Genomic DNA, 21,528 nt, shown 5'->3' with positions numbered 1-21,528 from the left:
TGTCGCTGGACATGGGTTGGGGACTCCGGAAGGGTGTACTGACGGACATGCCGGCAGCGGCGGGCAGTCTGGACCTGCGGTCGGTGCAGGTCAACCCGCGGTCGGTGACCGGGCAAGCGGCCCACTGCCGTTCTCGTGCGTACACAGCCGCGCGCGCATAATGGCCAAGTGGCATCCGCCGCGCTTCCCCCCGCCGAACGGACGCACAGCCGGCCTCCCGATGACCAGGTATTCCCATGCATAGCGGTGGTCTAGAACTGGCATTGGTGCTGCTGCTGGCCGCGGTGATCGCGGTGCCGGTGTTCAAGAAGTTCGGCTTCGGCGCGGTGCTGGGCTACCTGGCGGCCGGCGTGGTGCTGGGGCCGGATGGCCTCGGCTTCGTACAGGACGCCGACCGCATCCTCGGCGCGGCCGAGATCGGCGTGGTCATGCTGCTGTTCGTGATCGGGCTGGAGCTGTCCCCTGCCCGCCTGAAGGTGATGCGGCGCTCGGTGTTCGGTGCGGGCGCGGCGCAGGTGGCGCTGTCCGGGCTGGTGCTGGGCGGCCTGCTGCTGCTCGATCACTTCCAGTGGAAGAGCGCGCTGGTGGTGGGCGTGGCGCTGGCGCTGTCGTCGACCGCGGTCGGCCTGCAGCTGCTGTCCGAGCACAAAGCGATCAACAGCGACCATGGCAGGCTGGGGTTTGCCATCCTGCTGTTCCAGGACCTGATCGCCATTCCGCTGCTGGCCGCGATTCCGCTGCTGGGTGGGGTCAAGAACGAGACACTGCGCTGGGAAGATGCAGCTGTGGCGCTGGGCGCGCTGGCAGTGGTGATCCTGTGTGGACGGCCGGTGCTGCGCCGTCTGTTCGGCATCATCGCGCGCACCCGCAGCCCGGAAGTGTTCACCGCTACGGCGCTGCTGGTGGTGCTGGGCACCGCCTGGTTCATGCAGGAAGCCGGCCTGAGCCCCAGCCTGGGGGCGTTCCTGGCCGGCGTGCTGCTGTCCGATTCGGAATTCCGGCACGAGCTGGAATCGCAGATCGAGCCGTTCAAGGGTTTGCTGCTGGGCCTGTTCTTCATCGCGGTGGGCATGGGCATCGACCTGGACCGCATCGCCGCCGAACCGTGGATGATTGCCGCGGGTGTGGCGATCCTGCTGGTGGTGAAGTTCAGCCTGCTGTACGCCATCGGCCGCATCGCCAAGCTCAGTTCGCGGCAGTCGCTGCTGCTGGGCAGCGTGTTGTGGCTGGGCGGCGAATTCGCCTTCGTGGTGTTCAACGAAGCGCAGCGCGCGCACCTGCTGGGTAATGCCAACCATGACCGGCTGGTGGCGATCGTCGGCCTGTCGATGGCGATCACCCCGTTGCTGATGATCGCCCTGCTGCGCCTGCTCGGCGAGGAGAAGGTCGCGCCACGGCAGGCGGCGGAGGCCGACAAGGTGGCGCCGGACAATCGGCCGAAGGTGCTGATTGCCGGCATGGGCCGCTTCGGCCAGGTGATCGCGCGCCTGCTGACCGCGCAGAAGGTGCCGTTCGTGGCGCTGGAAGCGAACCCGGACACCGTGGCCGACCTGCGCCGCTTCGGCAACCAGCTGTACTACGGCGACCCGACCCGGCCGGAGATGCTGCGCGCCGCCGGTGGCGAGCACATCGACGTGTTCGTGATCACCGTGGACGATCCGGAGACCAACCTGCGCGCGGTGCGCATGGTGCGCCGCCTGTATCCAGATGCGACGGTGCTGGCACGCGCACGCAACCGCCAGCATGCGTGGCGGTTGATGGACATGTCGGCCGAACCGTTCCGCGAAGTGTTCGGTACCAGCCTGGAAATGAGCGGGCGCGTGCTGACCGCGCTGGGCGTGGCCCCGAACGTGGCCGAGCGCCATGTGCAGCAGTTCCGCGAACACGACGAGAAGCTGCTGCGCGACCAGTACCTGGTCTACGACGACGAGGCGGCGGTGATCCAGACTTCGCGCGATGCGCGCAACGACCTGATGCACCTGTTCGAAGCGGACGCGGAAAGCGACGACAAGTAGATCCACGCCATGCGTGGATGTTTTTGTTTCCGTGCGCGGCGATCATCCACGCATGGCGTGGATCTACTGAAAGCATCCTGCCGACCAACGGTCGGCACCCACCCTATGGAGTGCGACCTTCAGCCGTTGTCGCGCAGGAACCTGGCCATCGACGATACGCCCGGCACGCGCGGCTCGAACTCGGCGGCGACGTCGATGAAGCCGCGCATCACCGCGATCTCGCGCGGGCTGCGGTTCAAGCCATCGCGCGCTTCCGGATCGGCACCGGCGCGCAGCAGGCGCTGCACCAGCAGCGGCAACCCGTGCAGGGCGGCCAGGTGCAACGGACCGAAGCCGCGCGGATCGCGCACATCCAGGCTCACGTCTTCATCCAGCAGGCGCTCGACAGCGGCCATCACCACCTGCTCGTCGCAGGCGGTGCCCGGTTCGGCGCGCGCGCCCATCAGCAGCAGCAGCGGCGTGACCGCACCGGCAGCGGCCTGGTCCGGCTCTGCACCGGCCAGCAGCAGGGTATCGAGCAGCGCCAGCAGGCGCGAACGGTCGCGCGCACTGAAGCCATACAGGGCTGCGCAGTGCAGCGGCGCCAGCTGCTGGGCATCGCCGGCATGCACGTCGGCACCGGCGGTGAGCAGGCGCGCCACGATGTCCGGCAGGCCCAGCGCCGAGGCCAGCATCAGCACGGTGACCCCGCCTGGCAGGCGGTGTTCGAGCTGCGCCCCGGCATCGAGCAGGGCTGAGACGATATCGACCTGGCGCATGCTGACCGCCGCCGACAACGGCGTCGCACCACTGGCAGCGGCATGCTGCGGATCAGCACCGCGCGCCAGCAGCAGGTCGACCACGGCCAGATGGCCACCGCCGGCAGCACGCAGCAGCGCGGTGCAGCCCTGCGCGTCGACGGCGTCGATGGCAAAGCCCAGATCATTCAAACGACGCACGGCATCGACATCACCGGCCATCGCGGCGGCCGGCAGATCGCCTTCGCGCAGGGTCCTGCGCGGCAGCGGCCAGACCCGCCAGTCCAGCCAATCAGCCAGATCGCGACGACCGATCGACAGCGCCACGCCCAGCGGCGTCTGCCCGTCGGCAGCACGCGCTTCGGGCGAGGCGCCGTGCTGCACCAGCAGCTTCAGGGCGCTTTCGCGCGCCAGTGCGGTGGCCAGATGCAAGGCGGTCATGCCATGGCTGTCGCGTGCTTCGCGGTCCACGCCAGTGGCAAGCAGCGCCTGCTGCAGGCGCAGCCAGCCCAGACGCACGGCCAGTGACAGCGGCGGATCACCGGCCGGCGAGGCAGCAAACGGATCGGCGCCGCGTTCCAGCAGCTCCAGCGCCAGCTGTTCCAGGCCACGCGCCGCCTGGTCGTGCTGCGCACAGGCGGCCAGGAAACGCGCCAGGCCACCACGGCCGGCCGGCGACAGGCCATGCTGCAGCATCACCTGCAGGGCCGGCACGGCATCGATGCCACGCGACAGCAGCGCGAACATCGGTGTATCGGCACAGGCGTCACGCACGTACGGATCGGCACCGTGGGCGAGCAGCCAGTCGACCGCGCGCGGCTCCAGCGCCAGCTCCGGATCGAGCAGCAGACCACCCAGTTCTTCCGGCTGGCACAGCCTGGCCAGTGCGGCCATGCCATCGGTATTGCCGAACCCCAGCGCCTCGCGCAGCAGGGTCAGCGGCGGGCGATCGGGCAGCAGACCGCTGGCACTGGCCGTCTCACCGCGCTCGGTCAGGCCATCGCTGACGGCGGCAGGCAACGGGTAAGACGGATCCAGCAGGGCGACGATCGCCCAGCGACCGGCTTCGGCGGCGTAGTCCACCGCGCGTCGGCCGGCCGGATCGCTGCCATCGGCGGCGATGCCCAGTTCCAGCAGGCGCTTGATCAACAGCGGCGAAACGTCCTCGGCCATCGTTGCCAGCAGCACCGCGTTGCGGCCATCGGTGTCGACTGCAACCAGGTCGGGCTTGTGCGGCAGCAGGTGCTCGACCACGGCCGCGCGACCGGCACGTGCAGCTTCCAGCCACGGGGTACGGCCGAGCGCATCGCGCGCTTCCAGGTTGGCACCGGCGGCAAGCAGCACGCCGATGATGTCCACGTGGCCAGCCAATGCCGCTTCGTGCAGCGCGCTGCGGCGCTGGCGGTCACGCGCGTCGGCACGTGCCTTGTGCTTCAGCAGCAGCTGCACGCCGGCCGGATCATCGTCTTCGGTAGCGGCCGCGGCCAGCAGCACCGGGGTGCCGTCAGCCGGTTCGCTGCGGGCGCCGCGCTCCAGCAGGAAGCGCGCCAGGCGCCAGTTGCCGACCTGGCAGGCCACCGCCAACGGCGACCAGCCATCACGGTTCAGTGCGTCGACTTCAGCGGCCGCGTCACGCAGCAGCGCAGCCACGCCCGGGTCGGAACTGCGCGCGGCATGGTGCAGGGGCGTATTGCCCTCACTGTCGGTGGCGCGCGAATCGGCACCGTTGGCCAGCAGGGTCATCACCGCTTCCGGCCGCCCATGCCAGCTGTCGCGGGTCGCGGCCAGCAGCGGGGTCATGCCGCGATGCGGCGCGTTCACATCGACGCCGCGGCCGATCAGCTCACGCAGCAGGCGCAGGTCCGGCAGGACGGCGGCGAGCACTGCCAGGCTGCGCTGGTCGCGCCAGTTCGGGTCAGGCAGGGAATACGGATCGGCGCCGGCCTGCAGCAGTTGCAGCGTACGATCGATGCGGCCGTGGCGCGCGGCTTCGTACAGGGCCGGGGTCAGCTCCTGCGGCGCCAGAGCTTCCAGCGGCGTGGTGTCCACGACCGCGCTGAACAGCGTTTCGCGATCGACTGGCAGTTCCGCGCCAAGCGGGCTGCGCAGCGAGACCAGCGGCGCCGGTGCAATGCGCTGCAGCAGCAGGTGCAGCAGCGGCGACAGCAGCAGCACCGCCAGTGCCGACGGCCAACGTGCGCTTTCCGGCAGCAGGTCCGGCCAGGTCGGCAGTACCACCAGTGCCGCCAGGGCCATCACCAGTGCTGCCGCGCCAAGGCCACGCCAGGCGCTGAGGTCACGACCGGCCAACGCCTGCCAATGTTGGGCCAGGCCACCATCGAGACGCTCGACATCGTTCCACAGCGGCCAGGTGCGCCAGGCCGCCAGCAGGCCGGCGCTGACCAGCACGCTCAGGCCCAGCACCGCGGCAAGACTGCCGCTGTCGCGCAGCGCGGCCAGTGGCCAGGCCAGCAGCAGGGCCAGCAGCAACGGCGCTGCGGTCCACAGTGCCAGCAGCGCCGGCAGGTCCTGGCGGGCGATCACCTTCGGCGGCAGCAGCGTGCGGCTGCGTCGCCACCACGAGATTCCCAGTGCGAACGCCGGTTGCGCCAGGGCCGCCAGTACCGCACCGGGCAGGCCACCCAGCGCAGAACCCAGCGCCAGCAAGGCACCGAGGGTGAAGGCCAGCGACAGAGCGCGGGAGCGGGAAAGCTCAGTCATAGTGGCGCAGCATCATGCTGCTCACCGAGGGCGGCACCTGCAGGTAGAACCCGCGCTCGGTCAGTTCGCTGCGCACCTTGGCCGGGTCGGCCTGGGCCAGCCGGCGCTGCGCGTCCAGGGTCACTTCCAGCACGAAGACGAGCGCACCCAACGACGCCGACAGCGGCGCAGGCAAAGCGCTGAAGTCATCGCGTCGGGCGAGATAGACGTAGGTGTCCGGCTTGAGTTGGCTTTTATAGACGTAGGCGTGCATGTCCACGGGACGATAACCCGGGAAGAGCCGTGATTGTGTCGGAAAGCCGACACCGGGGAAAGCCGTCACGCGACGATGGCGGCGTGATCGACGGCGTTTCCCCGGTGAGGTTCAGCAATGTGGCGGCGCCGTTCAGCCAGCGGGCACGCTCAGTTGGCCGCCACGTCTTCGGTCATCAGCGGATCCAGGGTGGGTTGTTCGAGCCAGCGCGCCACATCGCCGCCCAGCGCTTCGGCGATCAGCTTCAGCGTGGTGCAGGCGCGGAAGGTGAAGGGCCGGCTGGTGGTGCGCTTGAAGCTGAAATTGCCGACCACGCGGCCGTCCTCCTTCAGTTCGCCATAGATCCGGCCCCACTTCGGCCCGGAGATGGCACCGCCACCGGCGGCATGGGCCTTGGTCACCACGATGTCCAGGCGCCTGCTCTCGCTGCCATCCAGCGGCGCGGCCACGACCCTGCCGGCCGCATGGCGCACGATGCTGTCGCTGAGGTAGCTGCCGAACCGGCACTCGCTGCGGATCAGTTCGCCGCCCACGTCGGTGCGGTAGGGAATATCGGCCGCGACGCGAATGGGTTCATCCGCGGCCTGAGCCTGCAGTGCAGGCGCGCACGCAAAAGCCGCTGCCAAGGCAGCGGCGGTCATCACTTTCATGCTGTTCCCCCTGTGGAACGTTGCCCCGGCACCCCGTGCCGGGGGCAGCGATGGCTTACTTGACCTTGGCGTAGGTGCCCTTCAAGGCCACGCCGGCGACAAAGGTGCCGGCCCAGCACTCGTAGTTGGTCGCGCTCTTGAACTCGTTCTTCTTGTAGTAGCTGACGATGTCGACCACGGCGTTGGCGCCGCGCGACTTGGCACCGTCCTGCAGCGCCAGCAGCGCCGACAGGGCCACCCAGTTGCAGGCCTCGACGTCGCTCTTGTTGGCGGCGTTGGTCTTCTTGTTGGTCACGTCTTCGCCCAGGCGCTGCTGCACGCTGACCGGCTGGCCGGCCAGGTAGAAGCGCACGCTGCCGTCGATGCCGGCATCTTTGGCGGCCTGCGAACTGATCAGTTCGCGCAGGGACTGCTCAACGCGGGTATCGCGCGCCGAAGCGGTGGAAGTCAGGGCCAGCAGCGCGGTGGCAGTGGCGATCAGCAGGGTGCGGCGCATCGGAACGTCTCCTTGTTGAGGTGCGGGTACGGCGGGATCACGCGCTCCAGCGACGGAACACCAGCGAGGTGTTGATGCCGCCGAAGGCGAAGTTGTTGCTCATCACGTACTCGGCCTGCAGCTCGCGGCCTTGCCCGGTGATGAAGTCGAGCTGGCCGCAACGCGGGTCCACCTCGACCAGGTTCAGGGTCGGCGCGAACCAGCCGGCGCGCATCATCTCGATGCTCATCCAGGCTTCGAACGCACCGCAACCGCCCAGCATGTGGCCGACGTAACTCTTCAACGAGCTGATCGGCACGCGGCTGCCGAACACCTGGGCGGTGGCCTGGGTCTCGGCGATGTCGCCGTGGTCGGTGGCGGTGCCGTGGGCGTTCACGTAGTCGATCTGCGCCGGCTGCAGGCCGGCGTCTTCCAGCGCCAGGCGCATGGCCTGGGCCATGGTGTCGGCGCTGGGCTGGGTGACGTGCTGGCCGTCGCTGTTGGTGCCGTAGCCCACGATCTCGGCAAGGATGGTCGCGCCGCGTGCCTGCGCGTGCTCCAGATCCTCCAGGATCAGCGTGCAGGCACCCTCGCCCAGCACCAGGCCGTCACGGCCGGCATCGAACGGGCGCGGAGTGGTGTGCGGTGCATCGTTGCGCGTGCTGGTGGCGAACAGGGTGTCGAACACGGCCGCGGCGGTGGCGTCGAGCTGCTCGGCGCCACCGGCCACCATCACCGTCTGCTTGCCGCTGCGGATCGCTTCGTAGCCCGCGCCCACGCCCTGGCTGCCCGACGTACAGGCACTGGAGGTGGTGTAGACACGCCCGGACAAGCCGAAGAACACGCCGATGTTGACCGGCGCGGTGTGGCTCATCATCTTCAGGTAGGTGGTGGCGCTGATGCCGTCGGTGGTGAACTCATGCAGCATGCGGCCGAATTCGCCGGTGGCCTCGTGGCTGCCCGACGATGAGCCGTAGGCCACGCCGGTACGGCCGCTGCGCAGCACCGGGTGCTCGAACAGGCCTGCCTCACGCAGGGCGACCTCGGTGGCGCGCACCGACATGATCGCGACCTTGCCCATCGAGCGGGTGGTCTTGCGGTTGTAGTTCGGCGGCAGCTCGTAGTCCTGCGCCGGCGCGGCAAGCTTGGTGTTCAGGCCCGCATATACATCCCATTCCGGCATCGAACGCACCGCGTTGCGGCAGCTGCGCAGATGGGCCTGGATGGTCGGCCAGTCGTGGCCGAGCGGACTGATGGCGGCGGCACCGGTGACCACCACGCGACGATCGGCGGCCATCAGATCATCCCTCCATTGACCGAAATCACCTGGCGGGTGATGTAGCCGGCCGGCTCGGACAGCAGGAACGCGACCGTCGCCGCCACTTCCTCGGGCCGGCCGACGCGGCCGGCCGGGATCAGCTTCAATGCGTGTTCGACCACTTCTTCGTTGAGCATGTCGGTCTCGATCAGGCCCGGGGCCACGCAGTTGACGGTGATCTGGCGGCTGGCCAGCTCCAGCGCCAATGCCTTGCTGGCGCCGATGATGCCGGCCTTGGCCGCACTGTAATTGACCTGGCCACGGTTGCCGGCCACGCCGGACACCGAGGACAGGGTGACGATGCGGCCCGGCTTGCGCCGCCGCACCATCGGCATGATCAGCGGATGCAGCACGTTGTAGAAGCCGTCCAGATTGGTGTGGATCACCTGGTCCCAGTCATCCTCGGACAGTGCCGGGAAGGCGCCGTCACGGGCGATGCCGGCATTGCACACCACGCCGTAATAGGCGCCATTTGCCTCCACGTCCGCTTCCAGCGCGGCGCGCGCGGCGGCACGGTCGGCCACGTCGAAGGCCAGCACGCGGGCCTGCTGGCCCAGTGCCTGGATCTCGTCGGCCACTGCCTGTGCTTCTTCCACACGGCTGCGGCAATGCACCACCACGTCGAAGCCATCGCGCGCGATACGCAGCGCAATGGCCCGGCCGATGCCCCGGCTCGCGCCGGTCACCAGCACGCTTCGATTCCCTGTCATGCCTGTCCACTCTCCAGATAGGCCATCGAGTCGGCCGGTTCGAACACCGACACGTTGGCAACCGCCCATTCTTCCTCGCCTGCCAGGATGCGGCAGGCGAACATCCCTAATCCATTGTCGCCCAACAGTTCGCAACGCGCCTGTACCTGCAGGCGGGTGCCGCTGGGGAAACTGCTGCGCGTGCTGGCATAGCGCCGGCTGCCGAGCAGGAAGCCCAGCTGCGGCGGGTTGCCGGCCGTGCGCGCACGGCAGCCGGCCCAGGCGGCGATGGCCTGGGCCATGTATTCGATGCCGACCCATGCCGGAACAGCGCCGTCTTCGATGAACAGGCCGGCCTCGGGCACCACCAGTTCCGCTTCGATGCCGTCCTGGTCCCAGCGCAGGATGCGGTCCAGCAGGCACATGTCCTGGCGGTGCGGCACCACTTCTTCGATGGCATACAACGGCATGTTCATCGGCGCTCCAGTGCCAGCACGGCATTGCTGCCGCCGAAGGCGAACGAATTGCTCAGCACCCGCCGCGGCAGCTGCGGCAGGAAGGTCGCCGGGGCGACCAGCGGCAACGCCGGCAGCGCCGGATCGGCCACGCCGTCCCACCAGTGCGGCGGCAGTTGCTGCTGCGGATTCTCGGCCAGCAGGATCCAGCACAGCGCCGCTTCGATCGCACCGGACGCACCCAGCGTGTGGCCGGTCAATGGCTTGGTTGAGCTGGCCGGCACATCGGTGCCCAGTACCTGCGCCACGGCGTGGCTTTCCATCGCGTCGTTGTGACCGGTCGCAGTGCCATGCAGGTTCACGTAATCCACTTCCGAAGCTGCCCAGCCAGCACGCTGCAACGCCTGCTGCAGGGCATCGATGGCGCCCAGACCCTGCGGGTCCGGTGCGGACATATGGTGCGCGTCGGCTGACTCACCCCAACCGGCCAGGCTGACCGGACCGGGTTCGCGGGTCAGCAGGAACAGCGCGGCGCCCTCGCCGATGTTGATCCCGCAGCGATGCTGCGAGAACGGATTGCAGCGCACGGCGGAGACCGATTCGAGCGCGCTGAATCCGGCGACGGTGAACCGGCACAGGGAATCGGCACCACCGGCGATGACAGCATCGACGATGCCCGAACGCAGCATGCGCGCAGCCGACATCAACGCCTTGGCGCTGGACGAACAGGCCGTGGACAGCGTCCAGGCTGGGCCCAGCGCGCCACTGCGCTCCCGCACGAACTGCGCGGCGGTACCCATTTCCTGCTGCGCGTAGTCGAAGCCTTCGGGCCAATGGCCGTGCTCGGCGCGGGTACGCAGTGCCTGTTCGGATTCACCGATGCCCGAGGTACTGGTGCCCAGCACCACGGCCACGCGCTCGGCACCGTAACGGCTGATGGCATCGGCAACGGCCGGCGCGATCTGCGCCAGGGCCACGTCCAGCAGCGCGTTGTTGCGGCCACGCAGGGACACCGGCAATGCTTCCAGCGTCGGCAACGGGCTGTGCACTTCGCCCAGCGCCAGGGTGCGACCTGGCAGCAGCGTGGCGTTGTCGCTCAGCCCGCCCGGCACGTCGGCAAACAGCGCAGCCGCCACCGCAGCGCGGCCGTCACCCAACGCGCAGACCACGCCGAGGTCGTTGAGGAAAATGGGCGCGCTCTTCATTGCTGGCCGGCCATGTCGATCGATTCGATGCGCAGGGTGTAGCCCTCGGCGCGGTTGTCCAGTTGCACGCTGCCATCGGCCAGACGCTGCAGCTGCAGCCACACGGTGCCGTCGCGCGACAGGCTGCGCTGGCGGCCGTCATCGCTCACCTGCCAGCCGGCCGGCAGCGCGGCGGCAATGGCATCGGTCGGCCACAGTGCGAACTGCAGGTCGTCCAGCACGCGTTCGGCGCGCACCTGTGGCGGCAGCCATGGTGCACGCTGCTGGGTCAGCTGCTGGCCATCCCACTGCAGGCGCACGCCGGTCTGGCCCATCGCCTGCACGGCCAGCCGCACCTGCTGCGCGTCAGCCTCCAGCAGCGCATCCAGATCACGCTCGTGGCTGCCGAAGCGGAAGTGCAGCTGCTGCTGCAGGGCCAACGGCGCCGGCAGGCTGGACGGTGCCAGCCGCAACGGCGGCAGTTCGACCAGCGGCCGCGGCATGCGGCTGGCACAGGCGGCCAGCAGCAGGCACAGCAGGACCGCAGAAAGGCGGACGATCAGGCGCTGCACAGTTCCTCCAGCACACGCATGCGGCGGCCGCTGTCGTCGGCCACATACGGATTGTTGGTGTCCCAGGCGTAGCCGGCCAGGATGGAGCTGATCATGTCGCGCACCTGCGGCTGCTGGTCGGGGTGGTAGATGATCTTCTGGAAGCCGCCCTGGTACCAGCTTTCGACGAAGCGGCGGAAGGTTTTCACGCCGGCACGCAGCGGAATCGAGAAGTCGTTTTCCCAGTCAACGGTCTCGCCCGCGTAGCGGCGCTTCAGGCATTCGCTGGCCAGTTGCGCGGATTTGAACGCGATGGTGACGCCGGAGGAGAACACCGGATCGAGGAACTCGCCGGCGTTGCCCAGCAGCGCATAGCCCGGGCCCCACAGCGAGCTGACGTTGGCCGAATAGCCGGTGATGCGGCGTACCGGCAGCACGGCCCATTCGGCGTTGGCCAGCAGCGAGGTCAGGTTCGGATCTTCGCCGACGATGGCCTGCAGCTTCTGCAGGTCGTCGCCTTCGTAGCGCTCGAAGAATGACGGCTCGGCAACGACACCCAGCGAGCAGCAGCCGTTGGAGAACGGGATCGTCCAGTACCAGACGTCGATGTGCTCGGGATGGGTGGTGATCAGGATCTTGTTGCGGTCGAAATCCGCTTCGGCCGGGATGTTGTCGCGCACGTGACAGAAGATCGCGCCACGCACCGGGAAATTGGACGGCGACTCCAGGTTGAGCAGGCGCGGCAGCAGCCGCGCGAAGCCGGAAGCGTCGAGGATGAAATCGGCTTCGATGCGGTACTCGCTGCCATCCGGGCGGCGCACGTTCACCACCGGCTGTTCGCCCGGCTCGACTGCCAGCACTTCGTCGCCGAAACGCAGGGTCGCACCCATGCGCTCGGCGCCGCGCGCCAGCACGTTGTCGAAGTCGGCGCGCTGCACCTGGTAGGTGGTGCCCCAGCCCGGCGAGAACTTCTTCCTGAAGTCGAACGCGGTGCGCGCTTCCCCGTGCACGAAGGCTGCGCCGTTCTTGTACTGGAAGCCCGCCTCGACCACGTCCTGCAGCAGACCCGCCGCTTCGATGTATTCCATGCTCTGCGGCAGCAGGCTCTCGCCGATGGAAAAGCGCGGGAACTGCTGGCGTTCCAGCATCAGCACCTTGCGGCCCTGCTGGCGCAGCATCGCCGCGGCCACCGAACCGGCCGGGCCGGCGCCGATGATCAGGATTTCGGTACGTTCCACGTCTTCGTGGCTGGAAGAATCAGCGGCATCCACAGCAGTAGTCATCGGTGCGTCCTTGTTGCTCGATCAGGTGGAAAAGCGGAGGAATCGGAATGAAGCGTGTCCGCTCAGGCCGGCGGAACATCATGCGGTGGCGGCCGGAACAGCGGCGAGATCAGCCAGACCAGGCCGATGCCGAACAGCAGGGTGAGCCCGAACGCGCGCAGCGCCGGCGTCTGCGAAAGACCCAGCAGGCCGAACGACAGCCAGGTGCTGGCCGCACCCACGCACACCGCCAGCCAGGCACTAGCGTCGCCGCGGTGCTCGATCAGGAAGATGCCGTAGTCGATGCCCATGCCCAGCAGCAGCATCAGTGCCAGCACATTGAACAGCTGCAGCGGCTGGCCGAACAGGCCAAGCAGGCCCAAGGTGAGCGCACCGGCCACCAGGGTGGGGGCGAATACGCGCCAGGCCTGCCGCCGATAACGCAGCCACAGGGCGCCGAACACCAGCGCGATGCCGACCAGCAGCAGGCCGCCCATCAGCTTGCGGTAATGGCCCAGCAGCTGCGAGAAATCAGCGGTGCGGTCGACCCAGCGCACGCCGTCCAGGCCTTCGGCAGCGCCACGCAGGGTGGCCAGCGCATCGGCACGCGACAGGTCATCGACCATCACCACGCTGATCATCTGCCCGCCTACGTTGCCCACCCACAGGTGGCGGAACGGCTGCGACGCCGGCGAAGCGAGGAAGGCCTCTGCGCTCAGCGGCGCCGCCGCGAATGCAGGGCGCTGCAAGGGCTCGCCCACCGCTTCGCCTACGGCGGCCAGTACACCCGGTTCCACCCGGGCGGTCAGCGCCGCATCGGCCTGCTGCCGCGCAGGCGACGGCAGCCAGTCGCTGATCGCGCGGTAACCGCCGATGCGCTTGTCGCTGGTCAGTTCACGCAGGCGCGTGGTCAGCGCTTCTTCGCGCTGCAGCAGTTGTGCGGCATCGCTGCCCTGCACCAGGTAGAACTGCGCCGGGCTGGGCATGCCCAGCAGCTGGCTGAGGCGGATCTGCTGGGCCATCAGCGCCGGTGGCGACGACTGCAGGCTGCGCAGGTCGTCATTGCTCTGCAGGCGGGCGATGCCGATGGCCGACACCAGTGCGGCCATGCCGAGGAAGATCGCCACCGGGCGACGCCCGTGCAGGCGCGGGAAGCGCTCCAGCGTATTGCCCAGCCACTGCGCGAAGCGGGTGGTACGGATCTCGCCACCGTCCAGCCACGGGAACCAGAAGATCACCGTGAGGAAGGCAGCGGCCAGACCGACCACCGAGAACAGCGCCATCTGCCGCAGGCCGGGGAACGGCGCCAGGCCCAACGCCAGGTACGCCAGCGCGCTGGTCAGCAGGGCAAGCCACAGCCCCGGCAACAGATGCCGCAGCAGCTTCCAGCGGCGGTCGGCCGGCTCGGCCTGGCGCGAAGCAAACCAGTGGATGCCGTAGTCCTCGGCCACGCCAACCAGCGAAGCACCGAACACCAGGGTCAGCACATGCACCTTGTCGAACACCAGCACGGTCACCGCCAGCGCCACACCACAGCCGATCAGCAGCGAGGCGGCAACCAGCAGGATCGGCCGCAGCGAGCGGAATGCCAGCCACACCAGCAGCAGCACCGCCGCCAGCGAACCCCAGCCGATGGTGTTGATTTCCTGATTGGCCTGCACCGCGGCTGCTTCGGCATGCAGCGGCACGCCGGCATGCAGGATCTCCAGGTCCGGCGCAGCGGCCTTGGCCACCTCTCCGGCGCGTTCGAGCAGGCCATCGAGATGGCGCTCGCCATCCAGCCTGAAGGCCGAGCCCGGTGTATCGAACTGCAGTGCCGCCCAGTGCTTGCCCTCGGCCTCCAGCAGACCGTCATCGCCCAGGCGCAGACCGGAGCCCTGGGCCTGCTGCTGCCACCACTGCGGCCACAGCGACAGCGGATCCTGCCGCCACTCGGTCAGGCGCGGCGCGCCCATCGGTCCGTACAGCGCACCCAGCGCCTGTTCGGCCAGCGCAGCGGGTTCGGCCTGCTGCAGCTGCTCGCGCTGGGCCGGGGTCAGCAGGCGGTCGCGGTATGGTGCGTAGAACGCACGCGCGTCATCGAACCAGCCTTCGATCGAACCACTGGGCACCAGCAGCGCGCTGTCGGCATCACTGGCCATTGCCGCAGCGAACGCCGCCTGCGCGCGCTTGGCAGCGGCACCGTCGGCGCTGCCGAGCAGCACCACCACCTGCCGCGAACTGCCATCGGCGATGCGCCGGGTGACGTCGCTGAGCAGGCGGTCATGCGCGTCCTGCGGCAGCAGGGCGAGGATGTCGGTATCGATCCGTGATTCCTGGCTCCACAGGCGCCACTGCTGCGCGCCCAGCACCAGCAACAGCAGCAGCCAGGCGATGCCCAGCCAGTGCCACCAGCGACGCAGGCGATCCGGCGCGGCGCTGTCACTCAAAGCGGCGCGCCTCGTCGGCGTTCAACGTGGCCGGCGCTTCGCTCAGGGCAGTGAACTGGATGCGGGTGCGATCCTGGTTGGCTTCGACGATCTCGACCACGCGCACGTAACGGTCGCCCTGCAGGGTCAGCGACTGGAAGGCCTTGGCCAGCATCGCCGACTTCGGCGTCAGCTTCAGTCGCCAGCCCTGCCCTTCACGCGTGGCCTCGACATTGAACTGGCTGGACAGTGCCTGCACGTCGCCGCTCATCAACGCGAACATGATCGCGTTGACCGAGCGCATCGCCGGCTGCTGGCGCGCGTCCAGTTCGACGCGGGTGCTGCCATCGCGCTGGCGGCTGAGGATGCGGTCGGCGGTGACCACCACCTCGGACGGGAACGGCTTGAGCGTGGACCAGATCACCCCATGCTTGCGCGCGACCACGAACTGGCCCTGCGAGCGCAGCGGGTTCTTGAAACCGCTGACCTGCTTTTCCTGGGTGAACTGCCCGCGCAGCACGTCCGGTCGGGCGACGGCCTGGGTGATGGCATCGACGGTGGGATCAGCTGCCTGCAGCAGCGGCGCGGCAACCAGCAGCAGCGCGCACAGCAGCACGCGCGGAAGACGAAGGGATCGGATCACGGGGCAGGCACTCCAAGACGCTGCCACAGCACCGGCGGGCACTGGTACAGCATTTCCTTGCTGGCCGCGTCGACCGCGACCTGGATGGTCATCGCGCGGGTCAGCACCTGGCCGCTTTCCGCATCGAGGATCTCATATTCGATCTTCAGCCGGTTCTCCCACTCGACGATGCGCGAGCGCACGCGCAGCGCCTGGTTGAACAGCAACGGCCGCACGTACTTCACCCGTGCGTCGACCACCGGCCACAGGTAGCCCGATTCGAGCATCTGCGGATAGTCGTAGTCGTAGCGCTTCAGCAACGCACAACGGGCGATCTCGAAGTACTTGAAGTAGTTGCCATGCCAGACCACGTTCATCGGATCGCAGTCATGAAATGCGGGGGCCAGCTCGATTTCGCCGACCAGTTCGTTGCCTTCATTCACCGACATACAGCTCCCAGCGTTGCGCGCGGATCTCCACCAGGAGTTCCCGCAGTTCGCGATCCAGCGCGCGGTCTTCTTCGACCAGGGCGATGCGCTGCCCCAGGTCGGCGTACATGTCGGCCAGACTGCCATGCAGCTGCGCGTTCATGCCAACCCGTTCGCGCAGCGCCAGCCCCTGGCGGGCGGCGATCAGCATGGCCGCCACCACCTGTTCAGTCAGCTCGATCACGCGCAGGCAGTCGCGCGCGGCGATGGTGCCCATGCTGACCTTGTCCTGGTTGTGGCATTCAGTGGAGCGCGAGAACACCGAAGCCGGCATGGTCTGCTTCAGTGCCTCCGCCGTCCACGCCGAAACGCTGATCTGCAGCGCCTTTAGGCCATGGTTGATCGCCGCACGCGGGCCGCTGGCCGCCGACAGGTTGGCCGGCAGGCCATGGTTGTAGCGGGCATCGACCACCAGCGCCAGCTGCCGGTCAAGCAGGTCGGCGATGTTGGCCACGGTGTTCTTCAGCGTGTCCATCGCCAGCGCGATGTGACCGCCGTAGAAGTGGCCGCCGTGCAGGATGCGCTCGCCGTCGGCATCGATCAGCGGGTTGTCGTTGGCGCTGTTCAGCTCGGTTTCGATCAGCTGGCGCAGGAACGGCAGGGTGTCTTCCAGCACCCCGATCACGTGCGGCGCGCAGCGCAGCGAGTAGCGGTCCTGCAGGCGTTGCTCGTTGCGCGGCGGGCGCTCGCTGTGCAGGTCGCTGCGCAGGCGCGCGGCAATGCGCGACTGCCCCGGGTGCGGCTTGGCGGCGAACAGGGTTTCATCGAAGTGGTGCGCGTTGCCGTCGCTGGACAGCACGTTGAACGCGGTCAGGCGCGTCGCCATGCGTGCCAGATAGTCGGCGCGCTGCCAGGCCAGGCAGGCCAGGCCGGTCATCACCGCCGTGCCGTTCATGATCGCCAGGCCTTCCTTCGGCCGCAGCTTCAGCGGGGTCATGCCGATCTTCGCCAGCACATCGGCAGCCGGCTGCACGCGGCCGTCGTGCAGCACCTCGCGTTCACCGCACAGCACGGCTGCCACGTACGACAGCGGGGTCAGGTCACCACTGGCACCCACCGAGCCTTCAGCGGGAATCAACGGCAGCACATCGTGCTGCAGCAGCGTGGCCAGGCCTTCCAGCAACGGCACGCTGACACCGGACATGCCACGCACCAGCGAGGCCAGGCGCGCAGCCAGCACGGCGCGGGTCTCGGCCGGGTCCAGGTAACGGCCCAGGCCACAGCCATGGTAGGTGTACAGGTGGTGCGGCAGCTCGGCGACCAGTGCCGGCGGAATGTTCACCGTGCACGAATCGCCGTAGCCGGTGGTCACGCCATAGATCACGCCATCCTCGCGCAGCAGGCGGTCGAGGAAGTCGGCACCACGCTGGATATGGGCGCGGAATGCCGGCACATCGCTCAGCGCGGCCTCGCACGTGCGCTGGGCCAGGGCGACCACGTCTTCGATGGTCAGCGGTGCATCGCCGAAACGGCACACGGGTACGGCGTCAATCGTCATGAGGAGCCTGATCCCAGAAGGGGAAGAAATTGAACCAGTCCAACGGGGACTGGATGACCTGGAGTTCCAGCCAGTGCGCGAAGCGCTGCGCCTGTTCGGCCAGTGCGGCATCGCGCGAACCGCGCGGCAGCACCACACGCTCGGCGAACTGTTCGAAGGCCACGCGATAGCCGTCGCCCTGGTGCAGGCACGACATCGTGTAGACCGGGCAGCCCAGCGCTGCCGCCAGCACGTAGGCGCCGATCGGGAACGGCGCACGGTGGCCGAGGAAATCGGCCATCACACTGCGCCCGCCCTGCACCGGCACGCGGTCGCCGACGATGGCCACGAAACCACCGGAGGCAACCTTTTCGGCGAGCATCACAGCCGTGGCCGGGCCCATTTCGGTGACCTGCACCAGCTCCACCGCAGCCAGCGGGTCCAGCCGCTGCAGCAGGCGGTTGAAGCGCTGCGCGTGCGCGGTGTGGACCAGCACGGTGATGCGGAACCCCGGCACCTGCTCGGCCAGCACCTGGCACAACTCCAGGCAGCCGATGTGCGCGGTCAGGATCAGGCCGCCTTCGCGGCGTGCGATCTTGCCCAGCACCAGATCGCGCTGCAGGTGAATGCGTTCGGGCGGATAGCGGCCGCCGAGGCCGAGAATCTTGTCCAGCATCGTGTCGGCGAAGCTGAAGAAGTGGCGCAGGCTGTCGCGCCGGGTCGGCGCATGGCCCAGCGCGCCGGTATGCGCCTGCAACCGCTGCAGGTACTGCATCGAGGCCTGGCGACCGACGCGGTTGCCGAGCCAATGGCAGGCCACCACCGGCCATACGCACAGGCGGAACGGCCAGCGCCCGAACCAGCGATGCACCCAGCACAGGAACAGCACGCCGGCCACCGAGGTGGACTCGCCGATATCGGCCCAGTGCGTGGCGTTCTGCGCGCGGCTCATCTCAGCCCTGCCCCTGCAGCCGGCGCCACAGCAGGCGCGGCGCACGCCAGAGCATGCCGAAGAACAGCCGGGTATGCATGCGGCTGATGCGCACGTTGTCGCGCCACACATCGAAATGCGAAACCCCGTCGGCGGGATAGGTCACGCGCGTGGCCAGGTGCTCGACCGGTACCTGCCGCCAGTAGAGGCGGACCATCACTTCGGTGTCGAAATCCATGCGCCGGCCGATGGTCTCTTCGCCGATCAGGCGCAGCACCGGCGGCAGCGGATACACGCGGAATCCACACATGGTGTCGCGCAGGTGCAGCGACAGCGTGTTGATCCACACCCAGATGTGGGTGGCGTAGCGACCGTACAGGCGCGCCTTCGGCACGCTGGCATCGTAGGCAGGAATGCCGCAGATCACCGCGTCCGGGCGCGCGCGTGCGGCATCGATGAAGCGCGGCAGGTCGCCGGTATCGTGCTGGCCGTCGGCGTCGATCTGCAGCACGTGGGTGTAGCCGCGACGCCGCGCTTCGGCGAAACCGGCCAGCATCGCACCACCCTTGCCCTGGTTCACGTCCAGCCGCAGCAGGTCGACGCCCGATCGCTGTGCCAGTTCCCGCAGCACCCGCGCGCAGGAGGACTGCGAGCCATCGTCGACCAGCAGGCAGGGCAGGCCCGCGGCCTGCACGCCGTCGACCACCGCGCCGATGGCATGTTCGTGGTCGTACACGGGAATGACCACCAGCGGCGCGAACGCGCCGCCAGCGGTGGCCGGCTCAATGCGCATCGGCGAAGACCACCCTGCCGCTGGCGTGCACGCCATGCACGGAGGTATAGCGGAAGGTCAGCACACCGCGTTCGGCGTCCCACTGCAGTTGCAGGGTCAGCTCGTCGCCGGGGCGGGCCACGCGCTGGAACTTCACTGCATCCATGCGCTGGAATCCGGTCGGCAGCACGAAGGCCTGGCGCCCGAAGCGCACCGCCCAGTCCAGCTGGGCCACGCCGGGCAGGATCGCCGCCTGCGGGAAGTGGCCCTGGAACGCGCGCAGCGCGGGGTCCAGCTTCATCCGCAGGGTGGCCTCCGCCTCTTCGCGACAGTCCCAGACCGGCACCGGCATCAGCGGCTGGAACAGCGCGACCAGCGCCGCCTGGGTGACCTTGCCCTGCGCATTGATCGGCAGCGATTCGACCAGGCGCCAGCGGCGCGGCCGGGTGACCGCGTCGTGGCCCTGCGCCAGCCGCGTGCCCAGCCGTTGCCCCAGCGCACGCCGTGCGCTGTCACCGGCACGTGCCAGCGCCGGATCGGCCGGCACCACCACGGCCGCCAGCTGCTCGCGCTGGCCCTGCAGGACCAGCACGCGCACGTCGTCGACTTCTGGATCCTCGCGCAGCGCGCGCTCCAGTGCGTCCAGCGAAACGCGACGTTCTTCGATCTTGACGATGCGGTCGGCGCGGCCCAGCAAGCGGAAGCGGCCATCGGCCAGTGCTTCCACGCGATCCTGGGTGCGCCACCAGTCCGACGTCTCCAGGTGCGGCGAAGCGACTGCGAGGCAGTCCTCCTCGATCCGCCACTGCACGCCCGGCAACGGCTGCCACGGCGGCGCATCGGTGTCCCAGCGCCGCCAAGCGATGCCACCGGTTTCACTGCTGCCATAAACCTCGGTGGGCGCCACGCCCAACCACTGGCGGACCTGGCGCGCTGCGTCCTCCGGCAGCGGGCCGCCGGAGGAAAACACAGCGCGTAGGCGACCGTGCAGGCTGGCCCAGTCGAGCTGCTCGGGCAGGCGCTTGAGATGGGCCGGGGTGGCGACCAGCACCGTATCGGTACCGGCCAGCGCGCCCACCAGGTCTTCGTGGAAGAAGCGCCGGGGCTGGATTGCGCGACCGGCCGCCAGCGGCCACAGCACGCGGAACAGCAGGCCATAGATATGCTGGTGGGACACGGTGCCATGCACCTGGGCGCCGTCCAGCTGGGCGCCGAAGGCAGCCTGCAGCGCATCGACCTCGCGCGCCAGCTGGTCCAGCCGCTTGCTGATCGCGCTGGGCTGGCCGGTGCTGCCGGAGGTAAACACGCACAGTTCGCAGGCGCGCTCGTCCAACGGCTCCAGCGGCGCATCGTCGGCGACGGCGGTCGCCTGCAACGGCTGGTAATCGGCCGACAGGTCACCTGCAAAACCACTCACCTGCGGCTGCATCGCCTGCAATGTCGCGGGCAGGTTGTCGGCGGCCAGGAACACCCGCTTGCCGGCATGCCAGGCACCGAACAACGCTGCAGCGAAGGCCACGGTGTCATCGAAGTAGAGCGCCCAGTCACGGCCCTCGGCAGTGCTGAAAGCGTCACGCCAGGCCAGTACGCACAGGCGGAAGCCGACGTGGTCGACCGCAATGCCATCGCAGACACCGATGTCGCGGCCGGGCTGCGCCGTGATCAGCAGCCGATCCAGGTCGATCCAGTCAGCCATGCGCGTGCGCTGCCTTGACCCGACGCCGTACCAGCCATTCGCCCCCGAACAACAATCCCATCATCACGTACGCCAACAATCCGTTGTAGAGCATCCAGACCCGGTCCGACGCATACAGCGCGGTGAGCAGGGCGAGACCACCATTGAGAACGAAAAAGCCGCACCACACCTGGGTGACGCGACGGGTATAGATCACCGCGAACGGTGGCAGGTCCGGCTCCTGCAGGCGCGCCAGGCGTTCCACCAGGGGCGGACCGAAGCGCAGGCTGGTGGCGAACACCGTCAACATCACCACGTTCACCAGCGCCGGATACAGCTTCAGCGGCAGCGCCTGGTTGAGCACGGTGGCCAGCCCGGCCAGCAGGCCCGCGCCGGCGGCAGCGGCCCACCACAAGGGTTGCCGGGTGCTCAGCGCGCGCAGCAGGGCCAGCGCAAACAGCAGCAGCGCCAGCCAGCGCGGCTCGAAGCGGCCCATCGCCGCGTAGACCAGCACCGGATAGGCAAGCGAAATCGCTGCCACCACGACCATGCGTGCCCGTGCCATGGTCGCGGCGTCCGTGCTGCTGTCAGGCAGCGGCCTGACCGGGCAGCAGGCCATGCACGACATCAACGATGTCCTGCACGGTGCGCACGGCCTTGAACGCTTCAGGCTGCAGGTTGCGGCCGAGCAGCGGCTTGAGCTGCACGATCAGGTCCACGGCATCGATGCTGTCGATGTCCAGGTCGTCGTACAGGCGCGACTCCGGGCTGATCCGCGCCGGCTCGATCTCGAAGCTGTCGGTCAGGATGCGGACGATGCGCTCGAACAATTCATTCTTGGTCAT

Annotated in this window: 20 protein-coding genes; 1 reads left to right on the top strand and 19 read right to left on the bottom strand. The window is 68.6% G+C overall.

Features of this window, described 5'->3' with window-relative positions; translation table 11 throughout:
• Positions 1–236: 236 nt before the first annotated feature.
• Positions 237–2,015: a monovalent cation:proton antiporter-2 (CPA2) family protein gene (locus AC27VL_RS08880; RefSeq protein ID WP_191077619.1), complete on the top strand. Its 1,779-nt coding sequence runs from the start codon at positions 237–239 to the stop codon at positions 2,013–2,015.
• A 119-nt stretch (positions 2,016–2,134) separates the two neighbouring features.
• Here AC27VL_RS08880 and AC27VL_RS08875 read toward each other — a convergent pair whose 3' ends face one another.
• From AC27VL_RS08875 to AC27VL_RS08785, 19 genes are all read right to left on the bottom strand, one after another.
• Positions 2,135–5,473 carry an ankyrin repeat domain-containing protein gene (locus AC27VL_RS08875; RefSeq protein ID WP_488766066.1) on the bottom strand — a complete coding sequence of 1,113 codons (3,339 nt, stop codon included), beginning with the start codon at positions 5,471–5,473 and terminating at the stop codon, positions 2,135–2,137.
• Positions 5,466–5,726: a YcgL domain-containing protein gene (locus AC27VL_RS08870; RefSeq protein WP_165378427.1), complete on the bottom strand. Its 261-nt coding sequence runs from the start codon at positions 5,724–5,726 to the stop codon at positions 5,466–5,468. The genes AC27VL_RS08875 and AC27VL_RS08870 overlap by 8 nt, the downstream gene beginning before the upstream one ends.
• A gap of 149 nt (positions 5,727–5,875) precedes the next feature.
• Positions 5,876–6,376 carry a hypothetical protein gene (locus tag AC27VL_RS08865; RefSeq protein ID WP_133120121.1) on the bottom strand — a complete coding sequence of 167 codons (501 nt, stop codon included), beginning with the start codon at positions 6,374–6,376 and terminating at the stop codon, positions 5,876–5,878.
• Between the two features lie 55 nt (positions 6,377–6,431).
• Positions 6,432–6,872 carry a hypothetical protein gene (locus AC27VL_RS08860; protein ID WP_025877987.1) on the bottom strand — a complete coding sequence of 147 codons (441 nt, stop codon included), beginning with the start codon at positions 6,870–6,872 and terminating at the stop codon, positions 6,432–6,434.
• Positions 6,873–6,909: 37 nt separating this feature from the next.
• Positions 6,910–8,148 (bottom strand): beta-ketoacyl-ACP synthase, encoded by a 1,239-nt coding sequence (locus AC27VL_RS08855; RefSeq protein ID WP_025877989.1) that lies wholly within the window; start codon positions 8,146–8,148, stop codon positions 6,910–6,912.
• Positions 8,148–8,879 (bottom strand): 3-ketoacyl-ACP reductase FabG2, encoded by a 732-nt coding sequence (locus AC27VL_RS08850; protein WP_488766065.1) that lies wholly within the window; start codon positions 8,877–8,879, stop codon positions 8,148–8,150. The genes AC27VL_RS08855 and AC27VL_RS08850 overlap by 1 nt, the downstream gene beginning before the upstream one ends.
• Positions 8,876–9,334, bottom strand: coding sequence for a hotdog family protein (locus tag AC27VL_RS08845; protein ID WP_191077615.1), 459 nt, complete (start codon positions 9,332–9,334; stop codon positions 8,876–8,878). The genes AC27VL_RS08850 and AC27VL_RS08845 overlap by 4 nt, the downstream gene beginning before the upstream one ends.
• On the bottom strand, positions 9,331–10,518 hold the full coding sequence (locus AC27VL_RS08840; protein WP_108267720.1) for a beta-ketoacyl-[acyl-carrier-protein] synthase family protein: 1,188 nt from the start codon (positions 10,516–10,518) through the stop codon (positions 9,331–9,333). Before AC27VL_RS08840 ends, AC27VL_RS08845 begins: the two co-directional genes overlap by 4 nt.
• Positions 10,515–11,069 carry a DUF3261 domain-containing protein gene (locus AC27VL_RS08835; RefSeq protein ID WP_488766064.1) on the bottom strand — a complete coding sequence of 185 codons (555 nt, stop codon included), beginning with the start codon at positions 11,067–11,069 and terminating at the stop codon, positions 10,515–10,517. The genes AC27VL_RS08840 and AC27VL_RS08835 overlap by 4 nt, the downstream gene beginning before the upstream one ends.
• Positions 11,057–12,331 (bottom strand): NAD(P)/FAD-dependent oxidoreductase, encoded by a 1,275-nt coding sequence (locus AC27VL_RS08830; protein WP_353098848.1) that lies wholly within the window; start codon positions 12,329–12,331, stop codon positions 11,057–11,059. Before AC27VL_RS08830 ends, AC27VL_RS08835 begins: the two co-directional genes overlap by 13 nt.
• 62 nt (positions 12,332–12,393) lie before the next feature.
• A complete protein-coding gene (locus AC27VL_RS08825) occupies positions 12,394–14,739 on the bottom strand; it encodes an MMPL family transporter (protein ID WP_100553987.1) in 2,346 nt (781 codons plus the stop codon).
• Positions 14,732–15,361, bottom strand: a complete 630-nt coding sequence (locus AC27VL_RS08820; protein ID WP_100553988.1) for an outer membrane lipoprotein carrier protein LolA — start codon at positions 15,359–15,361, stop codon at positions 14,732–14,734. Before AC27VL_RS08820 ends, AC27VL_RS08825 begins: the two co-directional genes overlap by 8 nt.
• A complete protein-coding gene (locus AC27VL_RS08815; RefSeq protein ID WP_100553989.1) occupies positions 15,358–15,789 on the bottom strand; it encodes an acyl-CoA thioesterase in 432 nt (143 codons plus the stop codon). The genes AC27VL_RS08820 and AC27VL_RS08815 overlap by 4 nt, the downstream gene beginning before the upstream one ends.
• Complete coding sequence (locus AC27VL_RS08810; RefSeq protein ID WP_100553990.1) at positions 15,776–17,326, bottom strand: HAL/PAL/TAL family ammonia-lyase; 1,551 nt, start codon at positions 17,324–17,326, stop codon at positions 15,776–15,778. Before AC27VL_RS08810 ends, AC27VL_RS08815 begins: the two co-directional genes overlap by 14 nt.
• Positions 17,316–18,257, bottom strand: a complete 942-nt coding sequence (locus AC27VL_RS08805; RefSeq protein WP_488766063.1) for a lysophospholipid acyltransferase family protein — start codon at positions 18,255–18,257, stop codon at positions 17,316–17,318. Before AC27VL_RS08805 ends, AC27VL_RS08810 begins: the two co-directional genes overlap by 11 nt.
• A 1-nt stretch (position 18,258) precedes the next feature.
• Positions 18,259–19,029 carry a glycosyltransferase family 2 protein gene (locus AC27VL_RS08800; RefSeq protein ID WP_100553992.1) on the bottom strand — a complete coding sequence of 257 codons (771 nt, stop codon included), beginning with the start codon at positions 19,027–19,029 and terminating at the stop codon, positions 18,259–18,261.
• Entirely contained in the window at positions 19,019–20,704 is a 1,686-nt protein-coding gene (locus AC27VL_RS08795) for an ApeI family dehydratase (protein ID WP_488766062.1), read from the bottom strand. Before AC27VL_RS08795 ends, AC27VL_RS08800 begins: the two co-directional genes overlap by 11 nt.
• Positions 20,697–21,248 carry a COG4648 family protein gene (locus tag AC27VL_RS08790; RefSeq protein WP_089238175.1) on the bottom strand — a complete coding sequence of 184 codons (552 nt, stop codon included), beginning with the start codon at positions 21,246–21,248 and terminating at the stop codon, positions 20,697–20,699. Before AC27VL_RS08790 ends, AC27VL_RS08795 begins: the two co-directional genes overlap by 8 nt.
• A gap of 22 nt (positions 21,249–21,270) precedes the next feature.
• Positions 21,271–21,528, bottom strand: a complete 258-nt coding sequence (locus AC27VL_RS08785; RefSeq protein WP_025878014.1) for an acyl carrier protein — start codon at positions 21,526–21,528, stop codon at positions 21,271–21,273.

The organism is Stenotrophomonas sp. 14P6.2.3 (assembly GCF_057799055.1).
This window is presented reverse-complemented; position numbering and strand designations above follow the sequence as displayed.

Excerpts from the sequence above, each read along its gene's own strand:
- AC27VL_RS08800 (WP_100553992.1), bottom strand. The coding sequence starts at position 19,029 with ATGCGCATTGAGCCGGCCACCGCTGGCGGCGCGTTCGCGCCGCTGGTG.
- AC27VL_RS08870 (WP_165378427.1), bottom strand. The coding sequence starts at position 5,726 with ATGCACGCCTACGTCTATAAAAGCCAACTCAAGCCGGACACCTACGTC.
- AC27VL_RS08860 (WP_025877987.1), bottom strand. The coding sequence starts at position 6,872 with ATGCGCCGCACCCTGCTGATCGCCACTGCCACCGCGCTGCTGGCCCTG.
- AC27VL_RS08880 (WP_191077619.1), top strand. The coding sequence starts at position 237 with ATGCATAGCGGTGGTCTAGAACTGGCATTGGTGCTGCTGCTGGCCGCG.
- AC27VL_RS08850 (WP_488766065.1), bottom strand. The coding sequence starts at position 8,879 with ATGACAGGGAATCGAAGCGTGCTGGTGACCGGCGCGAGCCGGGGCATC.
- AC27VL_RS08795 (WP_488766062.1), bottom strand. The coding sequence starts at position 20,704 with ATGGCTGACTGGATCGACCTGGATCGGCTGCTGATCACGGCGCAGCCC.
- AC27VL_RS08790 (WP_089238175.1), bottom strand. The coding sequence starts at position 21,248 with ATGGCACGGGCACGCATGGTCGTGGTGGCAGCGATTTCGCTTGCCTAT.
- AC27VL_RS08785 (WP_025878014.1), bottom strand. The coding sequence starts at position 21,528 with ATGACCAAGAATGAATTGTTCGAGCGCATCGTCCGCATCCTGACCGAC.
- AC27VL_RS08875 (WP_488766066.1), bottom strand. The coding sequence starts at position 5,473 with ATGACTGAGCTTTCCCGCTCCCGCGCTCTGTCGCTGGCCTTCACCCTC.
- AC27VL_RS08815 (WP_100553989.1), bottom strand. The coding sequence starts at position 15,789 with ATGTCGGTGAATGAAGGCAACGAACTGGTCGGCGAAATCGAGCTGGCC.
- AC27VL_RS08845 (WP_191077615.1), bottom strand. The coding sequence starts at position 9,334 with ATGAACATGCCGTTGTATGCCATCGAAGAAGTGGTGCCGCACCGCCAG.
- AC27VL_RS08840 (WP_108267720.1), bottom strand. The coding sequence starts at position 10,518 with ATGAAGAGCGCGCCCATTTTCCTCAACGACCTCGGCGTGGTCTGCGCG.
- AC27VL_RS08805 (WP_488766063.1), bottom strand. The coding sequence starts at position 18,257 with ATGAGCCGCGCGCAGAACGCCACGCACTGGGCCGATATCGGCGAGTCC.
- AC27VL_RS08830 (WP_353098848.1), bottom strand. The coding sequence starts at position 12,331 with ATGACTACTGCTGTGGATGCCGCTGATTCTTCCAGCCACGAAGACGTG.
- AC27VL_RS08810 (WP_100553990.1), bottom strand. The coding sequence starts at position 17,326 with ATGACGATTGACGCCGTACCCGTGTGCCGTTTCGGCGATGCACCGCTG.
- AC27VL_RS08855 (WP_025877989.1), bottom strand. The coding sequence starts at position 8,148 with ATGGCCGCCGATCGTCGCGTGGTGGTCACCGGTGCCGCCGCCATCAGT.
- AC27VL_RS08865 (WP_133120121.1), bottom strand. The coding sequence starts at position 6,376 with ATGAAAGTGATGACCGCCGCTGCCTTGGCAGCGGCTTTTGCGTGCGCG.